Source organism: Demequina flava, assembly GCF_000975035.1.
GTDB classification, from domain to species: Bacteria; Actinomycetota; Actinomycetes; order Actinomycetales; family Demequinaceae; genus Demequina; species Demequina flava.
The window spans coordinates 1,159,024-1,174,625 of the sequence record NZ_BBRA01000001.1; the positions used below are offsets into that span (position 1 = coordinate 1,159,024).

The 15,602-nt window shown below is 64.0% G+C and carries 15 protein-coding genes and 1 tRNA gene; 10 read left to right on the forward strand and 6 right to left on the reverse strand.

All coding sequences use genetic code 11. The features are described from left to right. From AOP74_RS05455 to AOP74_RS05470, 4 genes are read right to left on the reverse strand one after another with little or no spacing between them, the layout of a single operon-like run. Positions 1–1,329 carry an FtsW/RodA/SpoVE family cell cycle protein gene (locus AOP74_RS05455; RefSeq protein ID WP_061961318.1) on the reverse strand — a complete coding sequence of 443 codons (1,329 nt, stop codon included), beginning with the start codon at positions 1,327–1,329 and terminating at the stop codon, positions 1–3. Next, on the reverse strand, positions 1,330–2,628 hold the full coding sequence (locus AOP74_RS05460; protein ID WP_061961319.1) for a PP2C family protein-serine/threonine phosphatase: 1,299 nt from the start codon (positions 2,626–2,628) through the stop codon (positions 1,330–1,332). 2 nt (positions 2,629–2,630) lie between these two features. After that, on the reverse strand, positions 2,631–3,149 hold the full coding sequence (locus AOP74_RS05465) for an FHA domain-containing protein FhaB/FipA (protein WP_061961320.1): 519 nt from the start codon (positions 3,147–3,149) through the stop codon (positions 2,631–2,633). Positions 3,150–3,152: 3 nt separating this feature from the next. Beyond that, complete coding sequence (locus AOP74_RS05470) at positions 3,153–3,860, reverse strand: FHA domain-containing protein (protein WP_061961321.1); 708 nt, start codon at positions 3,858–3,860, stop codon at positions 3,153–3,155. A 48-nt stretch (positions 3,861–3,908) separates the two neighbouring features. Between AOP74_RS05470 and AOP74_RS05475 the strand changes: the two genes are divergently transcribed. The 8 genes from AOP74_RS05475 (at position 3,909) to AOP74_RS05510 (ending at position 11,487) form a co-directional block, all read left to right on the forward strand. Next, positions 3,909–3,992, forward strand: a tRNA-Leu gene (locus AOP74_RS05475). 253 nt (positions 3,993–4,245) lie between these two features. Beyond that, positions 4,246–4,806, forward strand: a complete 561-nt coding sequence (locus tag AOP74_RS05480) for a P-loop nucleotide/nucleoside kinase family protein (protein ID WP_160297456.1) — start codon at positions 4,246–4,248, stop codon at positions 4,804–4,806. 241 nt (positions 4,807–5,047) lie between these two features. Beyond that, positions 5,048–6,091, forward strand: a complete 1,044-nt coding sequence (locus tag AOP74_RS05485) for a LacI family DNA-binding transcriptional regulator (protein WP_061961323.1) — start codon at positions 5,048–5,050, stop codon at positions 6,089–6,091. Positions 6,092–6,172: 81 nt separating this feature from the next. Next, complete coding sequence (locus AOP74_RS05490) at positions 6,173–6,940, forward strand: ATP-binding cassette domain-containing protein (RefSeq protein WP_061961324.1); 768 nt, start codon at positions 6,173–6,175, stop codon at positions 6,938–6,940. Further along, the gene (locus AOP74_RS05495; protein ID WP_082096020.1) at positions 6,937–8,037 is read left to right on the forward strand and encodes an ABC transporter permease; all 1,101 of its coding nucleotides are present in this window, start codon (positions 6,937–6,939) and stop codon (positions 8,035–8,037) included. Before AOP74_RS05490 ends, AOP74_RS05495 begins: the two co-directional genes overlap by 4 nt. Before the next feature lie 14 nt (positions 8,038–8,051). Further along, a complete protein-coding gene (locus tag AOP74_RS05500) occupies positions 8,052–9,068 on the forward strand; it encodes an ABC transporter substrate-binding protein (RefSeq protein ID WP_061961325.1) in 1,017 nt (338 codons plus the stop codon). A 120-nt stretch (positions 9,069–9,188) separates the two neighbouring features. Next, positions 9,189–10,565: an FGGY-family carbohydrate kinase gene (locus AOP74_RS05505; protein ID WP_152649181.1), complete on the forward strand. Its 1,377-nt coding sequence runs from the start codon at positions 9,189–9,191 to the stop codon at positions 10,563–10,565. Between the two features lie 106 nt (positions 10,566–10,671). Continuing rightward, positions 10,672–11,487, forward strand: a complete 816-nt coding sequence (locus tag AOP74_RS05510) for a hypothetical protein (RefSeq protein ID WP_201774295.1) — start codon at positions 10,672–10,674, stop codon at positions 11,485–11,487. A 1-nt stretch (position 11,488) separates the two neighbouring features. Here the strand turns inward: AOP74_RS05510 and AOP74_RS05515 are convergent, their stop codons facing one another. Both AOP74_RS05515 and AOP74_RS05520 read right to left on the reverse strand, forming a co-directional pair. Further along, positions 11,489–12,490, reverse strand: coding sequence for a LacI family DNA-binding transcriptional regulator (locus AOP74_RS05515; protein ID WP_061961328.1), 1,002 nt, complete (start codon positions 12,488–12,490; stop codon positions 11,489–11,491). 79 nt (positions 12,491–12,569) lie between these two features. Continuing rightward, complete coding sequence (locus tag AOP74_RS05520) at positions 12,570–13,379, reverse strand: SDR family oxidoreductase (protein ID WP_201774296.1); 810 nt, start codon at positions 13,377–13,379, stop codon at positions 12,570–12,572. Between the two features lie 65 nt (positions 13,380–13,444). Between AOP74_RS05520 and AOP74_RS05525 the strand changes: the two genes are divergently transcribed. Both AOP74_RS05525 and AOP74_RS05530 read left to right on the forward strand, forming a co-directional pair. Continuing rightward, the gene (locus AOP74_RS05525; RefSeq protein ID WP_236683726.1) at positions 13,445–14,101 is read left to right on the forward strand and encodes a nucleoside/nucleotide kinase family protein; all 657 of its coding nucleotides are present in this window, start codon (positions 13,445–13,447) and stop codon (positions 14,099–14,101) included. Further along, on the forward strand, positions 14,098–15,588 hold the full coding sequence (locus AOP74_RS05530; RefSeq protein WP_061961330.1) for a mannitol dehydrogenase family protein: 1,491 nt from the start codon (positions 14,098–14,100) through the stop codon (positions 15,586–15,588). Before AOP74_RS05525 ends, AOP74_RS05530 begins: the two co-directional genes overlap by 4 nt. Positions 15,589–15,602: the final 14 nt, after the last annotated feature.

The following is a 15,602-nucleotide window of genomic DNA, read 5'->3' on the forward strand; positions in this document are numbered from 1 at the left end:
TCAGTCCTCCTCTCCTGATGGGCGGCGGGCCAGATCGGACACACGCAGAAGGAGCGCGATTACAAGCCAGTTTGCGAGCAGGGACGAGCCTCCGTACGCGAGGAACGGGGCCGTCAGGCCGGTCAGGGGGATGACGCGCGTCACGCCGCCGACCACGATGAAGACCTGCAGCGCGATGGCCACACCGAGGCCGCCTGCGAGCAACTTGCCGAAGCCGTCGCGCACGCCGATCGAGGTGCGGAACGCGCGCTGGACAATGATCAGGTAGAGCGTGAGGATTGCCATCAATCCGGTCAGGCCCAGCTCTTCGCCGAGCGACGCGATGATGAAGTCGGATTCGGCGTAGGGGACAAGGTCGGGACGTCCCTCGCCCAGCCCAGTGCCAAACAATCCCCCTGAGGCCATGCCGAACAGGCCGCGCACCAACTGCTCGGACGTGCCAGAGGAGTACACCTCGGGATCGAGCGCGTGCAGCCAGGCGTCAAAGCGGGCACGGACGTGCGGAATGGTGAGAGCCGCGAAGGCGCCTCCGATGAAGAACAGGCCCATCCCGGTGAGCACCCAACTGAGACGTTGCGTGGCGATGTAGAGCATTCCGAGGAAGATGCCGAAGAACAGCAGCGAGGCACCGAGGTCGCGCTCGTAAACCATGATGAGCATGGCCGCGGCCCACACGAGCAACAGCGGCCCCATGTCGCGCGGCCGCGGGAAGCGCATCCCGAGGAACTTGGGTCCTGCGAGGGCCAACGTGTCGCGGTTGGTGACGAGGTAGCCGGCAAAGAAGATGACGAGCGCGATCTTTGCGAACTCGCCGGGCTGGACGGAGTGCCCCAGGACCGAGATCCAGATGCGTGCGCCGTTGACCGTGATGCCCAGGCCCGGCACCAGCGGCAACAGGTACAGGGCCAGCCCTACGAACCCAGCGGTGTAGGTGTAGCGGCGCAGCTTGCGGTGGTCGCGCAGGAGGAGCAGCGCCACGATCATTGCGGTCACGCCGACCACGGCCCAGATCATCTGCTGGCCGCCAAAGGACGTGCCCTCGGCGTAGTCGATCCGGCGGATCTCCGCGATGCCGACGCCGTTGAGTGCGAACACGGCGGGCAGCAGGACAGGATCAGCGTGCGGTGCGACCTTGTCCAGCACGAAGTGCGCCGTGACCATCATTGCGGCCCACACCGCGCCGTAGATTGCCAGATCGACCAGCTCGAGGTACGCAGCGTTGTAGTCGACCAGGGCGCGTGCGAGTACAACGATGACCCACGTCAGGCCCATCAGCGCGAGTTCCGCGCGCCGCCCAGCACGGGCGGTCACCACCGCGACGGTCGCCACTTACGCGTCCTCCGCGGGCGCCGATGCTGTGGGCGCCGGGCTGCTCCCCTCACCGGGGGTTGTCGAGGCCGAGGGTGTAGGGGTGGGTTCGGGAATGTCGGCCGTGGCTTCCAGGGACGTGACGATCCCGCGGGCGTCCTCGAAGCTGGTGGCCCGAATGCTGTCCTCGATGCGCTGCTGTTGATACGGCGGAAGGCTAGCGACGGGTATGCCGGTGTCCTCGACGAGCGTGTCGAGGTCGAGCAGGGGAAGGTCCTCGGGGATGCCCTGGTAGATGGCGATGTTCAGGCCATCGGAGCCCACGTAATACTGTTGCTGAGTCCACCAATAAGCACCCCAGGTGCCCGCGACTACGACAGCCAGGGCGATGAGGGGCAGTACCCAGGGGCGAATCTTGACCCAGCGGGACGATGCTCGGGAAGGCTCCTCGTCGTCGTCCACCTCTTCTTTGGCGGACAACTTTGCGGCCTTTCCTGCGGCGGAGTTACCGCCCGAGGTGGGGCGGTGACGATCGCGTGCGGCGGACCCTACGATTTGCGTCGCAGTGGACGGACCCACGCCATCGGTCGCATCGATGTCGACGACGTCGGCCACGATGCACGTGACGTTGTCGGGCGCGCCTCCCGCCAGAGCAAGCGTCACGAGTTCGTCTGCGCAGTCGCCCGGGTCTTCGATCTCCGCCATGGTGTGCTCGAGCGTTTCCCGGCTCACGACGCCTGACAAGCCGTCTGAACACAGCATCCACCGGTCGCCCGCGCGCGTTTCGCGGACGGAGATGTCGACGGGAACGTCCGCATCGACGTCTCCGAGGACGCGAAGCAACATCGAGCGCTTGGGGTGGTTCTCGGCATCCGCAGCGCTAATGCGACCGGTGTCGACAAGGTGCTGCACGAACGAGTGGTCCGTGGTGACCTGATCGAGTTCCCCGTCGCGCATGAGGTAAGCGCGTGAGTCGCCGATGTGGGCCATGGACAACGTGGATCCGGCGCGCAGGAGTGCCGTGACCGTTGTGCCTAGTCCTGACAGTTCAGGGTCGTTCGCTGCGCGCTCGACGATCTCCGCGTGCGCGTCCGCGATGGCTTCCTTGAGCTCGTCCAGTGCCTCATCTGGCCCATGAGACTCGCCGTCCAATGCGGCCAGTCGGCCCACCGCGATCGACGACGCGATGTCGCCACCGGCGGCGCCACCCATGCCGTCTGCCACGACCAACAGGTGCGGTCCGGCAAACGCGGAATCCTGGTTGTTCGAGCGCACCAGGCCAACGTCGGAGCGCGCGGCGTAGTGGAGGGACAGGAACACTCTTAACTCCTCAGCTCAAGCGTCGTGGCGCCCAGGCGGACCTGGTCACCTCGCTTGAAGGGCATCGGATCACCGACGCGCTGATTGTCGAGGAAGGTGCCGTTGGTGGAGCCCAAGTCTTCGATGCGCCAGCCGCCCTCTTCAGGGAAGATGCGGCAGTGCTTGGCTGAGCAGTAGTCATCATCGATGACCAACGTACAGGTGGGGGAACGGCCAATCAGGATCGGCGCGGTTCCAAGCGGGATGGTGGTGCCCTTCAAAGCCCCGGTCACCACTGCCAAGTGGCCCACAGCATCGGCCCCTGTGGAAATGGAACCCGTACGGATGCCGGTCGCCGAACGGGACGGAGCCGCAACCTTGTTCGCGCGGGGCTCGGGCTTGCGTTTGTCGCGACCCCGGCCACGAGCGGTCACGCGCGTGCCGTAGAGGTCCGCGCGCAGCACGCCAATCGCCGACAGCACGAGGGCCCACAACAAAATGAGGAAGCCAAAGCGCAAGAGGGTGATCGAGAGTTCGCTCATCGGCTAGTCATCCTCGTCCGCCGGGACACCGTCCCAGTACATGATGGTGGTGCGCCCCACCGTGACCACGTTGCCATCAAGCAAGGTGACCTCGTTGACGCGCTGGTCCTCCACCATCGTGCCATTGGTCGAGCCCAGGTCCGTGAGGATGGTGCCGAAGTCGGTCACTTCGAAGCGACAGTGCTGCCGGGACACGCCCGTATCGTCCACAACGATGTCCGCTTCCTGGCCGCGGCCAATCACCGTCATGTCGCCAGTGAGGTGATAGCGCGCGCCGTCGATGTCGAGCAGCGGGTAGCGAGAGCGGTGGTCGCGCTCCGTCGCGGGGGCGACGGGTCCGCGCGTGGTGCGGCTCGTCACCGCTAGGCGCCCTGTCGCGAGCGACTCGTCCTGCGTGAACTCCACCTTCACAGCACCCACGAAGGAATACTGCTGGCGGCTAGCGTGGTCGCGCAGCGAGTCCTCGATCTCGCGCGCCAGGGCCTCGTCGCCCCACTGCTCGATCGTGTCGTGGTCGGTTTCGGACAGCGCAATGGCGTACTCATTAGGCGCGACGGTGCGGTGACGATCCACAGCAGCGGCGCGCGCATCACATTCACGACGGACGGCGCTCGCGAGCTCCACGGGCTTAACACCCGACTTGAAGGTCCGCGCGAACGCTCCCTGCACGACGTTTTCAACGCCCTTTTCGAAGCGATCTAGGACTCCCATACACCGAATCGTATAGGGCCGCGCAAGCGTGCTAAAGTTACCCGGCACGCGCGAGTGGCGGAATAGGCAGACGCGCACGGTTCAGGTCCGTGTGTCCGAAAGGACGTGGGGGTTCAACTCCCCCCTCGCGCACGTGAAAAAGGCCCCCAGGGATCTGGGGGCCTTTTGCTTTGCCAGGGTCCTTTGTGGGCGTTTCCGGGTGGTTTCCGGTGGCGCCCTTGTTGCCCCGTGGCGGATTGTTGATCCCCATGCACGCTACGAGTGGCCGAGCCCGACTTGCTCGGTGATCAGCGGGCCGTGGCACTTCCAGCGCGCAGTGCGCGACGCGACGGTCCGCGTCACTGCATCGCCCGACCCGCTCGCGGGCCTGCGTAGGGTGGGCGTCGTGAATCCCAACCCTCATGTTGTGCTCGTTGCAGGTCCGCCAGCCTCCGGAAAGTCTACGACTGGCGCTGCCCTGGCGAAGTCTCTCGGCGCGGCTCTGCTGGACCAGGACCGACTCACGAACCCACTTATGGATGTCCTGACGGAACTGGTTGGGGCTCGCGAGTACTCGGACCCGGCTGTGGCGTCCATTGCGCGCGACGCTCGCTATGAGTGTGTCTTCAGGGCTGTCGAGGACTCTGCGCGAGCGGGTGTATCCGCTGTTGCAGTGGCGCCGTTTACGCGCGAGTGTCGAGACCCCGAGGCGTGGCGAGCGCTAGAGGCGCGGCTTGCGATGCTCAATACGCCCGTGAGGCTGGTGTGGATCGCGCTCGACCGCGAAGAAGTGGGGCGCCGGATGCGCGGTCGCGCCGCTGCCAGGGATGCAGAAAAGCTCGTGGAACTGGATGCGTATCTCGCGGGAGTTGAGCTGTCTGTGCCGGTCGGCCCGCACGTGGTGGTCGACGGCCGCACCTCCGCTGAAGAGCAGGTAGCCTCCCTGCGCACGGCGCTTGACCTGTAGCCCTACCTGAGCCCAGGGTCCAAATATAACGAAAGCATCACAACAATGACATCGGTGTCATCTCCTGATTGACATCGGTGTCATAGGCCTCCATGATGGGTGCCACGCAGTTGATGACAACGATGACATTTCTCGATGGAGAGGGCAGCCTGATGCAACTTTGCATGGTGTGGGACGCGTCTAGCGCCCTCGCGGTCGCCCTCAGAGGTAGCGCCGGATCCTGGATGCGCGAGGTGCGCTCATGACTGCCATGAAGGACGCCACGCTACGAGACGTCGCCGCACATGCCGGGGTATCCATCAAGACCGCATCGCGCGTTCTCAACGATGACCCCCGCGTCGCAGACGGAACTCGCGCATCGGTCACCGCCTCGATGGTTGCGCTTGCGTATCAGCCAGATCCCACCGCTCGGTCACTGCGTGCAGGGCGGGATCGCACAGTCGGCGTCGTGGTCGAGAGCATCGGAGACGTGTTCGTCGCCGCATTGGTGGCTCAGATTGAACGCCTTCTTGCGGAGGCTGGCTACCAAGTTCTCGTCGCGTCGAGCTATCGGGAACTGGAGCGCGAGCGTTCGATCGTCTCGAACTTCGTTCAGCGTCGATGCGCCGGCCTCATCGTCATGCCCAGTTCGCTTGACGCCTTGCAAGGTATGCCGTTGCGAGGCCTGCCGGTCGTATTCGTCGACCGCGAAGGTAGTGCCCCGGGCAGCCAGTCCGTGATCGTGAATGACCGCGATCTCGCTCGTGTGGCGACCTCGCACCTGATTGCGCAGGGGCATCGCCGCATTGCGCTCATGAGCGACGCACTCGTTGTCGATACCACCCGTCACCGCCACGAGGGTTACCTCGACGCCTTGCGTGACGCAGGCATCGAATCCGATCCAGAGCTGATTCGGGATGACTGCATCGACGAGCCACGCGTCTTCTCCGTCCTTGACGAGGTTTTTGCGCTCGACGAGCCTCCGACTGCGATCTTCTCGGCGAACACCCGAGTGTCGCTCGGCATAGTGCCCGGCCTTCATGTCGCTGGGCGGACGGACATGGCCCTGGTGGCCTTTGGAGATTTCCCGATGGCGGCGAGCCTCAAGCCGGCTGTGACCGTCATCGACCACTCGCCCGCCCGAATCGGCGAAGTGGCCGCGCGCACTCTACTCGCGCGCCTTATTGAACCTTCTGACCAGCTACAGGGTGGGCCCGTCATCACGGTCCCCGCCCACTTGATCGAGCGTGGCTCAGGGGAGATCCCCGCTGAGCCACGCTCTCGATCCCCTCGGGTTCGCCGCTAACGCGGTGATCCGGTGCAACACGGCAATCGACAAGGGAGTGGAAATGCCAGCACAAGCGTCAAACGCAAAGGAGGTGCGCACATGAGCACCCCACTGTACGAAGCCCGCGGAATCTCGCGGTCCTTCGGATCCGTTCAGGCACTGCAAGGCGCTGACTTTGATGTCCGCCCGGGCGAAGTGTCCGCACTCATTGGTGACAACGGTGCCGGCAAGTCGACCTTGGTCCGCATCCTGTCAGGAGCCGACAAGCCCGATGCTGGCGAGATCCTGTTCAAAGGTGAGCCCATCTCTCTTGAGACCCCCACAGATGCCCGCGTGAGGGGCATCGAAACCGTCTTCCAGGACCTCGCCTTGGCGAACCACCTCGACCCGATCCAGAACATGTATCTGGGGCGCGAACTTCCGCGCTCAGGGGTACTCGGCAAGTTGGGTTTCATGGATCGCGCTCAGATGCGCGAAGTGGGCCAGGCTGCGTTCGCGGACCTTGGTGCGACTGTGCGTGACTTTGAGAGCCCAGTGGGCGGGATGTCGGGCGGGCAGAGGCAAGCGATTGCAGTCGCCCGAGCCGCTGCGTGGGCAAATGAGGTCATCTTCTTTGACGAGCCCACTGCAGCTCTTGGTGTTGTGCAGACCAAGGGAGTGCTCGACCTGATCCGCCGCATCCGTGACAAGGGAATCGGCGTGGTGCTCATCAGTCACTCCATGCCGCACGTGCTCGACGTGGCAGACCGCGTTCACGTCCTCCGTCATGGACGGCGCGCCACGGTGATGAATACCGCGGACACGAACGTCGAAGAACTCGTCGGTGCCATGACCGGTGCCCTTGATGGCAAGGAGGCCGCAGCATGACCGCGACGACAACAACGACGGCTCAGCAGAGTCCAGGCAACCAACAGCCCGGTCGCGTCCACACCATGACTGCGCGGGTTCAGCACATGGCGCGAGCCCAAGCCATGCAGATCGTCTTGGTCTGGCTGGGAATCGTGGCGGTCTTCACCGCTTTGGCGCCAGGAGCCTTCTTCGACGTCGCCAACTTCCGCAATATCGCGATCTCGGTGTCAATTCTCGCGATCCTCGGTGTCGGAACAACGTTCATTATCGTCACGGGCGGCATCGACCTCTCCATGGGCTCCGTCCTTGTGTTCAGCGGTGTGGTCTCGTCCCTCGTCATGCAGTCCATTGGCGACGGGCAGGGCTGGTTTGTGTCAACAATCGGCATCTGTGTCGCGCTGTTCGCCGGCCTCGCGTGGGGTCTACTCAACGGCGTCCTGGTCGCGAAGGCGAAAGTCCCGCCAATGATCGTCACACTCGGAACATTCGTGGCGGCGTTGGGACTCGCGCAGGTGTTGACCGGCGGCCTCGACCTCCGCGCTGCGCCTGAGGTTCTCGTTGACAGCGTCGGATTTGGCGACGTGCTCGGTGTTCCAAGCCTCGTCATTATCTCCGCCGCGGTCGTCATTATCGGAATCATCCTGCTGAACCGCACTCGCTTCGGTCTTCACACCTCGGCCGTGGGTTCCAATGCGGAAGCTTGCCGGCGAGTCGGCATCAACGTCGATCGCCAACTCATCAAGGTTTACGCCTTCGCGGGCCTGTTGGCGGGTCTCGCGGGCCTCCTCAACTTGGCCTTCTTCCGCTCTACGACGATCGCAGGCCACAGCCTCACCAACCTCGACGTCATCGCCGGAGTGGTGATTGGCGGCACGAGCCTCTTTGGCGGCGTTGGCTCGGTCTTCGGAACGGTGATCGGTTTGCTGATTCCCGCCACGCTTCGCAACGGCTTCGTCATTCTCGGCGTCGAGCCGTACTGGCAGCAGGTAGTCGTGGGCGCGTTCCTCATCGGAGCCGTGTACGTCGACCAGGCGCGTCGCGCCGCAGCGGCTCGTAACACCACACGAAAAACCTTGTTCGGCCAGCTCTTTAGACGTAATTCAGAACACAAATGAAAGGAAACACCACGATGCGAAAGACGCATGTTGTAAAGGCTGCCTCGGTAGCCACCCTTGCCCTCGCACTGGCTGCGTGCTCATCGTCGAGCGACGCTACTGACGAGGCATCGGCAACCGCAGGTGGAAGCAACGATGCTTCGTCCTCGGAATCCGTCAGTGTCTCGTTCATCCAGGGAGTTATCGGCGATAACTTCTACATCTCGATGGAGTGTGGAGTGCTCGCTGCGGCCGAGGACCTCGGCGGCATTGACGTGAGCGTTCAGGGTCCACAGAAGTGGGACCCTGCGCTTCAGCAGCCGGTGCTCGCATCGGTGACCGCGGCAGACCCGGACGCGATCTTGATTGCTCCGAATGACATTTCTGCCCTGCAGCGCCCCCTCGAGGAGGCTGCTGAAGGAAGCGAGATCGTGCTTGTGGACACGACGGTCGAAGACCCGTCGTTTGCCGTGAGCGAGATCGCCTCCGACAACGTCGGTGGCGGTGCCGCTGCTTTCGATGCGATCAAGGAGATGGTGCCGGAAGGCGGCAAGGTTCTCGTGATCGACAACCAGCCAGGAATCTCGACGTCCGACGCTCGCGTCGAGGGGTTCGAGGGTGCTGTTGAGGCGGACGCCGACTTCGAGTACATCGGGGTTGAGTATGCCCAGAACCAGCCCGCGAAGGCCGCACAGATCGTGACCTCCACCCTGCAGGCCCACCCGGACCTCAAGGCGATCTTTGCCACCAACATCTACAGCGCTGAGGGTGCCGCGACTGGCATCGAGCAAGCTGGCGTTGCCGGAGACGTGCAGGTTGTCGGATTCGACGCGGGCCCGGCGCAGGTAGAGGCTCTCGAGGACGGCACGGTCCAGGCCATCATTGCGCAGCAGCCCTTTGACATTGGGTACCAGGGCGTCGAGCAGGCGCTCGCAGCTCTGAACGGTGAAGCAACTGAGTCCAAGATTCAGACCGGCTTCACCATCGTCACCAAGGAAAGCCTCGACACTGAGGAAGGTCAGGCGGCTCTGTACGCCTCGACCTGCAAGTAGTACCCCCTCCCTGTGGTGGGTGCGCGCTCCCGTAGCCGAGCGCGTACCCACCACTCCCCCTCCTTTACTCGCCCCACGCGGCGGCACTGTGTGCTGCCCGAATGACCCGACGGAGCTAATGTGACCACCCCACTTCTCATGGGAATCGACCTCGGCAGCACCGGCGTCAAGGTGCTCGTGAGCGACGCCGACGGCGCCGAGCTGGTCGTGGAACAGGCCGCAACGCCGTGGATTCACGGTGCAGCTGGGGCAGCGGAACTTGATGGCCGGACACTCCTCGACACAGTGATTGAACTGTGTCGCAGCGCGTGTGCTCGCCTTGCGCCTCAGGTGGAGCCTGATCCGGTTCGCATCTCTGCCATCGGTGTGACCGGGATGGGTGAAGCCGGGTTCGTCGTCGGCCCCGATGGGGTGCCCCGTAGCCGCGCGCTTGCGTGGTTCGACCCGCGCGGCGAGAGCCAACTGAGCGCCATGCCCGCGTCTCTTGCCCGTGAGTTTGCCGGGAGAACTGGATTGCCCCTGGGCGTCCAGGTGTCCGTCATGAAGGTGCTCTACCTGCGTGACGAAGGGCTTGACCTTGAGGGATGCCACTGGGCGAATCTTCCGGAGTGGATTGTTGCGCAGTTGGGCGGGCGCGTCGCTGCTGAACGGTCCCTCGCTTCGCGCACGGGTTTCATTGACCAGGACTCCGGCGCACCGTGGGGGCCGATGCTTGCTCACCTGGGCGTGAAGCAGGACTTTGTGCCGACCTTGATGACGGCCGGGTCCTCGTGGGGAACCGTCGCCGGTGAGGGGTTGCCCGCCGCGATCGCTGGCGCGCACCTGACTGTGGCAGGCCATGACCACCTTGTGGCCGCTCGCGCAGGAGGCGAGATGCCCGCTGACCGTTATCACGTCTCCATGGGTACTGCCGAGGTGATCCTGCAGGTGCTGGATGCCCCGTTGAGCGCAGGCGCCCGGGACCGCCTTGCGCAGCACTTCATTAATCACGTGAACCACGTGGTCCCCGGCCAATATGTGCTCGTCGCTGGGGTCAAGACAGGGCTGTTGATGCGGCGAGCGTTTGATCTCTTTGGTGTCACCGACTCCGATCAGCGCACCGCTCTTGACCACTCCGCGCGACGGCTTCCCCCGGGCGGGACACTTCCGGACGGCGCGATTGATGTCCACGGAGCGCGCAACGACGACGGCATGCTTTCGCTGGTCATCCGTGCAGATGGCGCCACCCCACCGGAGGTATTTGCACGGATTCTTGAGCACGGCAACGACGAGATTCGACTGCTACTGCAGGCGATGGCGCGTGAGGCTCCCGTGCCGTCCTCGACGCTCATGTCCGGAGGTTGGACGCGCATGGACAGTGTCGTGGATGCGCGCTCTCGGGTACTTCCGAGGGTCGAAGTCTCTCACCGCTCTCAAGACACCGCGCTGGGCGCGGCGCTCGCGTCAGCAGCCCTGGCGGGGACCGAACCCACCCCACATCTGACCCACCACCAATAGAACACAAGAGAAGAGGATCGCTGTGTCTACAACACTCACCACCGCGCCATCGCTCACCACCCAGGAACGCCGGGGAATGAGCGCCATTTGTACACCCGCAGGTCGCATGCTGATCGTTGCGGCTGATCAACGTAACGGCATGAAGGCCGTCATGACCGATGGCGACGGTTCGCCTGTCAGCCAAAGTCAGCTCGTCGAAGCGAAGTCTGATCTGGTTCGCTATCTCGGCAACCACGCAGCTGCCATTCTGCTCGACCCTGAGGTCGCGTTGCCTCACGTCGTTGATGAGGGCACCTTGTCGCGCGACACGGCGCTCGTCGTCGGCATGGATGCGTCGGGCTTTGAGGACGTCAACGGCATTCGCTACACGCGCTACGTCGACGGTGTCACGCCGGAACGGGTCCGCGAGCTCGGAGGGGATGTTGCCAAGATGCTCTGGTACTTGCGCCCAGATCGTCAGGACGAGTCGGACCGCGCCGTGCGCGAAATCCGGGAACTGACCGAAGCGTGCAGTCAGGCTGGCCTGCTCCTCATCGTGGAGATCCTTACCTACCAACTGGAGGGTGAGACTGACGAAGAATACGCAGCGGCATTCCCCGGGTTGGTCGCTGACAGTGCGAAGATTGCGGTCGCCAATGGCGCGCGCGTCCTGAAGCTCCAGTACCCAGGATCTGCCGAAGCGAGTTCGGCCGTCACCGAGGCTGCTGCGGGAGTGCCTTGGGCCGTTCTCTCCGCCGGTGTCGATCACGAGACCTTCATGAAGCAGGTCCGCACTGCGGTCGCGAACGGCGCGTCCGGCGCCATGGCCGGGCGCAGCCTGTGGAAGGACAGCCTGTCCGTTTCGCACGATGTGCGTGAGGACAAGCTCACGAATCTCGCGCAGCCGCGCTTGCGGGAACTTGCTGAGGCCGTCGAAGGCTAAGTCAGTCCTGGGCCCGGTCGTGATCTGCGGCCGGGCCCTTTCGCGCACTGGAGTCGCGTGGGACGAGCGTTGTTCCCACGGTCACACGCGAGTCATACGCCCCATCGGGATCGTCAATGCGCGCGAGCAGACGCCGCGCTGCCTCTGTCCCGATCTGGGTCGGGTGTTGGTCGAGTGCGGCGACGCTCGGGGTCAGTGCGTCAGCAAGCGGGAAGTCACCGAATGAGATCACCGCGATAGGAATGCTCGCAAGGTGTGGGCCCAATGCCATGGCTGCGCGAGCGTTCGAGCAGATCACTGCGGATGCCGGCGGGGATGCTGCGAGCATCGTTTCTGCCATGGTGGGCGCGAGTGCGGGGTCGTCTCCATGGAACTTGATCAGCTCTGGGTCTTCGGCGAGTCCCGCAGCCCCGAGTCCTTGGCGATAGCCGCGCAGTCGCTCTTGAGTTGTCGTGATGGCTGCGTCGTTCCCAATGAAGCCGATGTGCGTGTGGCCGTTGGCTGCGAGGTGTGCCACTGCCTTTTCAGTCGCCTGAACGTCGTCGGAGAGCACAACGTCCGCATCGAGCCCCTCTGGAGGCCGATCAACAAACACGATGGGAAGTTGTGCCGTCCACGGGGCCAGATATGAGTGGTCGTGTGACGATGGCGCAATAACAAGGCCGCTGAGACGACGGTTGAGGAGCGCCTCAACGCGGTCTTGCTCGTCGCTCGGGTCTGCGACGGCCGCAACGACGGTCATGAGATCGGCGCCGGCGACCGTCGCGTCGATTGCCTGCACCAGGCTCGCGAAGAAGTGATCGGTGAGAGACGGAACTACCACTCCTACCAGGGGAGAGGTGCCTTGGCGAAAGGTCGTGGCGAGGGCGTTGGGCAGGTAGCCCAGCTCCTTCATGGCCGCCTCAACGCGTTCCCGCGTCGCCGGCGCAACGTTCGGATCGGAGTTGTGAACGCGGGACACCGTCTTAAGGGAAACGCCCGCTGCCAGCGCGACGTCTCTCATGCTTGTCACGGCGGCGGCCCCCTCCTGTTACTCCGGCTGTGATTCAGAGGCTAGTGCCTAGCCCTCCGTTGGGCGCTCCCTACACGCAGGTGTAGCCACCATCGATCGGCAAGTGGGCTCCCGTGATCATGCTCGCTCCGTCACTCAGCAGGAACGCAATGGGTGCGGCGATCTCGTCCTCGGTCGCCCACCGCCCAAGTGGCATGCGCGCGAGCGCGGGCCCTTCGATCTCCGGACGGCCCCAGTAGAACGCTGACATCTCTGTCATCACGACTGTGGGGTGGACCGAGTTCACGCGAATTCCGTGCGGACCGAGCTCAAGAGCGCTGACCCGAGTGATGTTGTCGAGGGCGGCCTTCGACGAGCCGTACGACACGTGATTGCGCAGAGCCACCAGCGAGGCCTGGCTCGAGACGTTGACGATCGAGCCGCCATTGGCAGCCTCGATCATCCGTCGCGCGGCGTGTTTGATCACGAGCAACGCGCCACGCGCATTGACAGCCATGACTTTGTCGAAGACGTCGATATCAGTCTCGGTGGGCGAGGCAATCTCACCGCCGAAGCCTCCACAATTCACGACACCCCACAACTCGAGGCCGGAGAGCGCATTGGCGATCTCCTCTTCGGACGTCAGATCAAACGTGACGGTGCTGCAGCCAGTCTCTTCGGCGATCTGAGTGAGGCTGTCGCTGGAGCGGCCGCTTGCGATCACATGGGCATTCGCCGCCGTGAGGTGACGAACGATGGCGCCGCCAATTCCGCCGGCCGCACCGGTCACGAGAATGGGGCGGCCGTCGAGGTCGAGGTGAGTCATGAGTGCTCCTTCGGTCTTGGGGACGGACAGCGGCGTCGGCATCCCGATGGCGCTCACGATAGCCCAAATTGACACCGGTGTCATCCAGTCGCTATCTTCGAGCCAGGCACCCATACGCGTGTGCCGGAAGGGTGCTCAGCGTGGAACATCTATCGCCGTCGCTACCAGTGATGGATCTTGCACAAGCGTGCTCGCGCGCAGTGAGCTTGGCGAACTCCGGTGAGCGCGTCATCGTCGGCATTGTTGGGCCGCCGGGAGCGGGCAAGTCCACCGTTACTGCCTCTCTGATGGCTTCCATTGCGGATGCCGTGGCCGTGCCCATGGACGGGTTTCACCTATCCAACGAAGTCCTTACGGACCTGGGAAGGCGTGAGCGTAAGGGGGCGCCGGATACCTTCGACGTAGCGGGATATGTCGCCTTACTGAACCGCCTTCGCGGGGACGCTGGCACTATCTACGCCCCCCGGTTTGACCGCAGTCTCGAGGAATCTATCGGAAGCGCGATCCCCGTGCCGCCGGAGTGCACCCTCGTGATTACGGAGGGTAACTACCTGCTCGCGGACGACCACGGATGGAGTGAAGTCCGGACCCTCCTCGATGAGGTGTGGTACCTGGATGTTCCGCGCGAGGTGCTCGTTTCGCGACTCGTCGCTCGCCGTATGAGCGATGGTCACCCCGAAGGCGAGGCACGCACGTGGGTCAAGGACGTCGACGTTCCCAACATGGCCCGTGTTGAGGCAACGGCCGCCCGCGCAGACCGTGTACTGACCACTCCAGATCTTGAAGGAGAACGATGACTGACCGTTTGAATCGCGCGGTTGCGAGCGCGCGACACGAACTTCTTCCGGGGCCGGACTACGACCCGGCAGATGTGGTGACCGGTATCGCGCACATTGGTGTCGGTGGCTTTCATCGTGCACACCAGGCCATGTATGTCGACCGCATGCTGGCGGAGGATCCCACGTGGGGCATTGTGGGAATCGGTCTGCGCCCAGAGGACCGCTCGACTCTTGATGAACTTGCCGCGCAGGACGGCACGTACTCCCTGACCATTGTTGACCCGGCACAGCGCGAAACCACGCGGATTATCGGGAGCATTGTCGGGACTCGTCATCGAGACCGCGAAGGGGCAGCGCTCCTTGTCAGCACCCTCGCGGACCCGGCGATTCGCGTCGTCACGCTGACCATCACGGAGGGTGCCTACGGGATCGACCCAGACTCGGGAGAATACGTGCCCCGCGATGAAGCGGCGGTGGCTGACATGGCGGGGAGCGAGTCACCGCGCAGCGCGATGGGACTCATCGTCGATGCCTTGGCGGCAAGGCACAGGCAAGGACACTCGCCGTTCGCCGTGGTGTCGTGCGACAACATTCCTCACAACGGCGCGGTGTCTAAGGCTGCCGTGCTGGGGATGGCGCGGGTCCGAGTCCCCGAGATCGTGTCGTGGATCAGCGCTGAGGTGTCGTTCCCCTCCTCGATGGTGGACCGCATCACGCCTGCGCCAACTCCGGCGGTGCGCGAAGCAGTGGCAGATGCTTTCGGCATTGAGGACGCGTGTGCGGTCCGTTCCGAGTCCTTCGTTCAGTGGGTGCTCGAGGACGCGTTCCCTCACGGCCGTCCACCCCTTGGGTCAGCGGGCGTGATGATGGTCGAGGATGTCGTCCCCTATGAGCTGATGAAGCTGCGGCTACTAAATGCCTCGCACCAAGTCATGAGTTACCCGGCGCTTCTTGCGGGAATTGAGTGGGTGCACGATGCCTGCAGCGAACCGCGGGTGCGCTCGCTGATGGAGCAGTGGATGATCGCGGCGACCGGGACACTTCCATCTGTTCCGGGGGTTGACCTGGACCAGTACCGCGAGGATCTCCTCGAGCGTTTCTCTTCTCCGGCGGTCAAGGACACCTTGGCTCGCCAGGTTGCCTATTCCTCCGATCGAATCGCGACGTTTGTGCGGCCCGCTTTGGACGAGATGGCAGTCGCGGACCAACAGCGAGTGGGAGCCTTGGTGCTGGCGCTGTGGGGGCACTGGGTAAGGGCGCAACTTTCCGATGCGGACGATCGCTGGAGTGATCCCCGCCGTGACGAACTCCAAGCTGCCATCGTTCGCGAACAGTCCGATGCGGCCGCGCTCCTCGACGTGTTTGACGTCGTCGGGGAAGCGGGACGGAACCCGGAGGTGCGTCGGGTCTATTGCCAGATTCGAGCAGACCTTGATCGCATCCCAGCGCTCGAAGTTATTGACCAGGCGCTCGCGGCGACGCCAGCCTCGGCGGCGCCGCAGTGAGCGATCAGGACCAC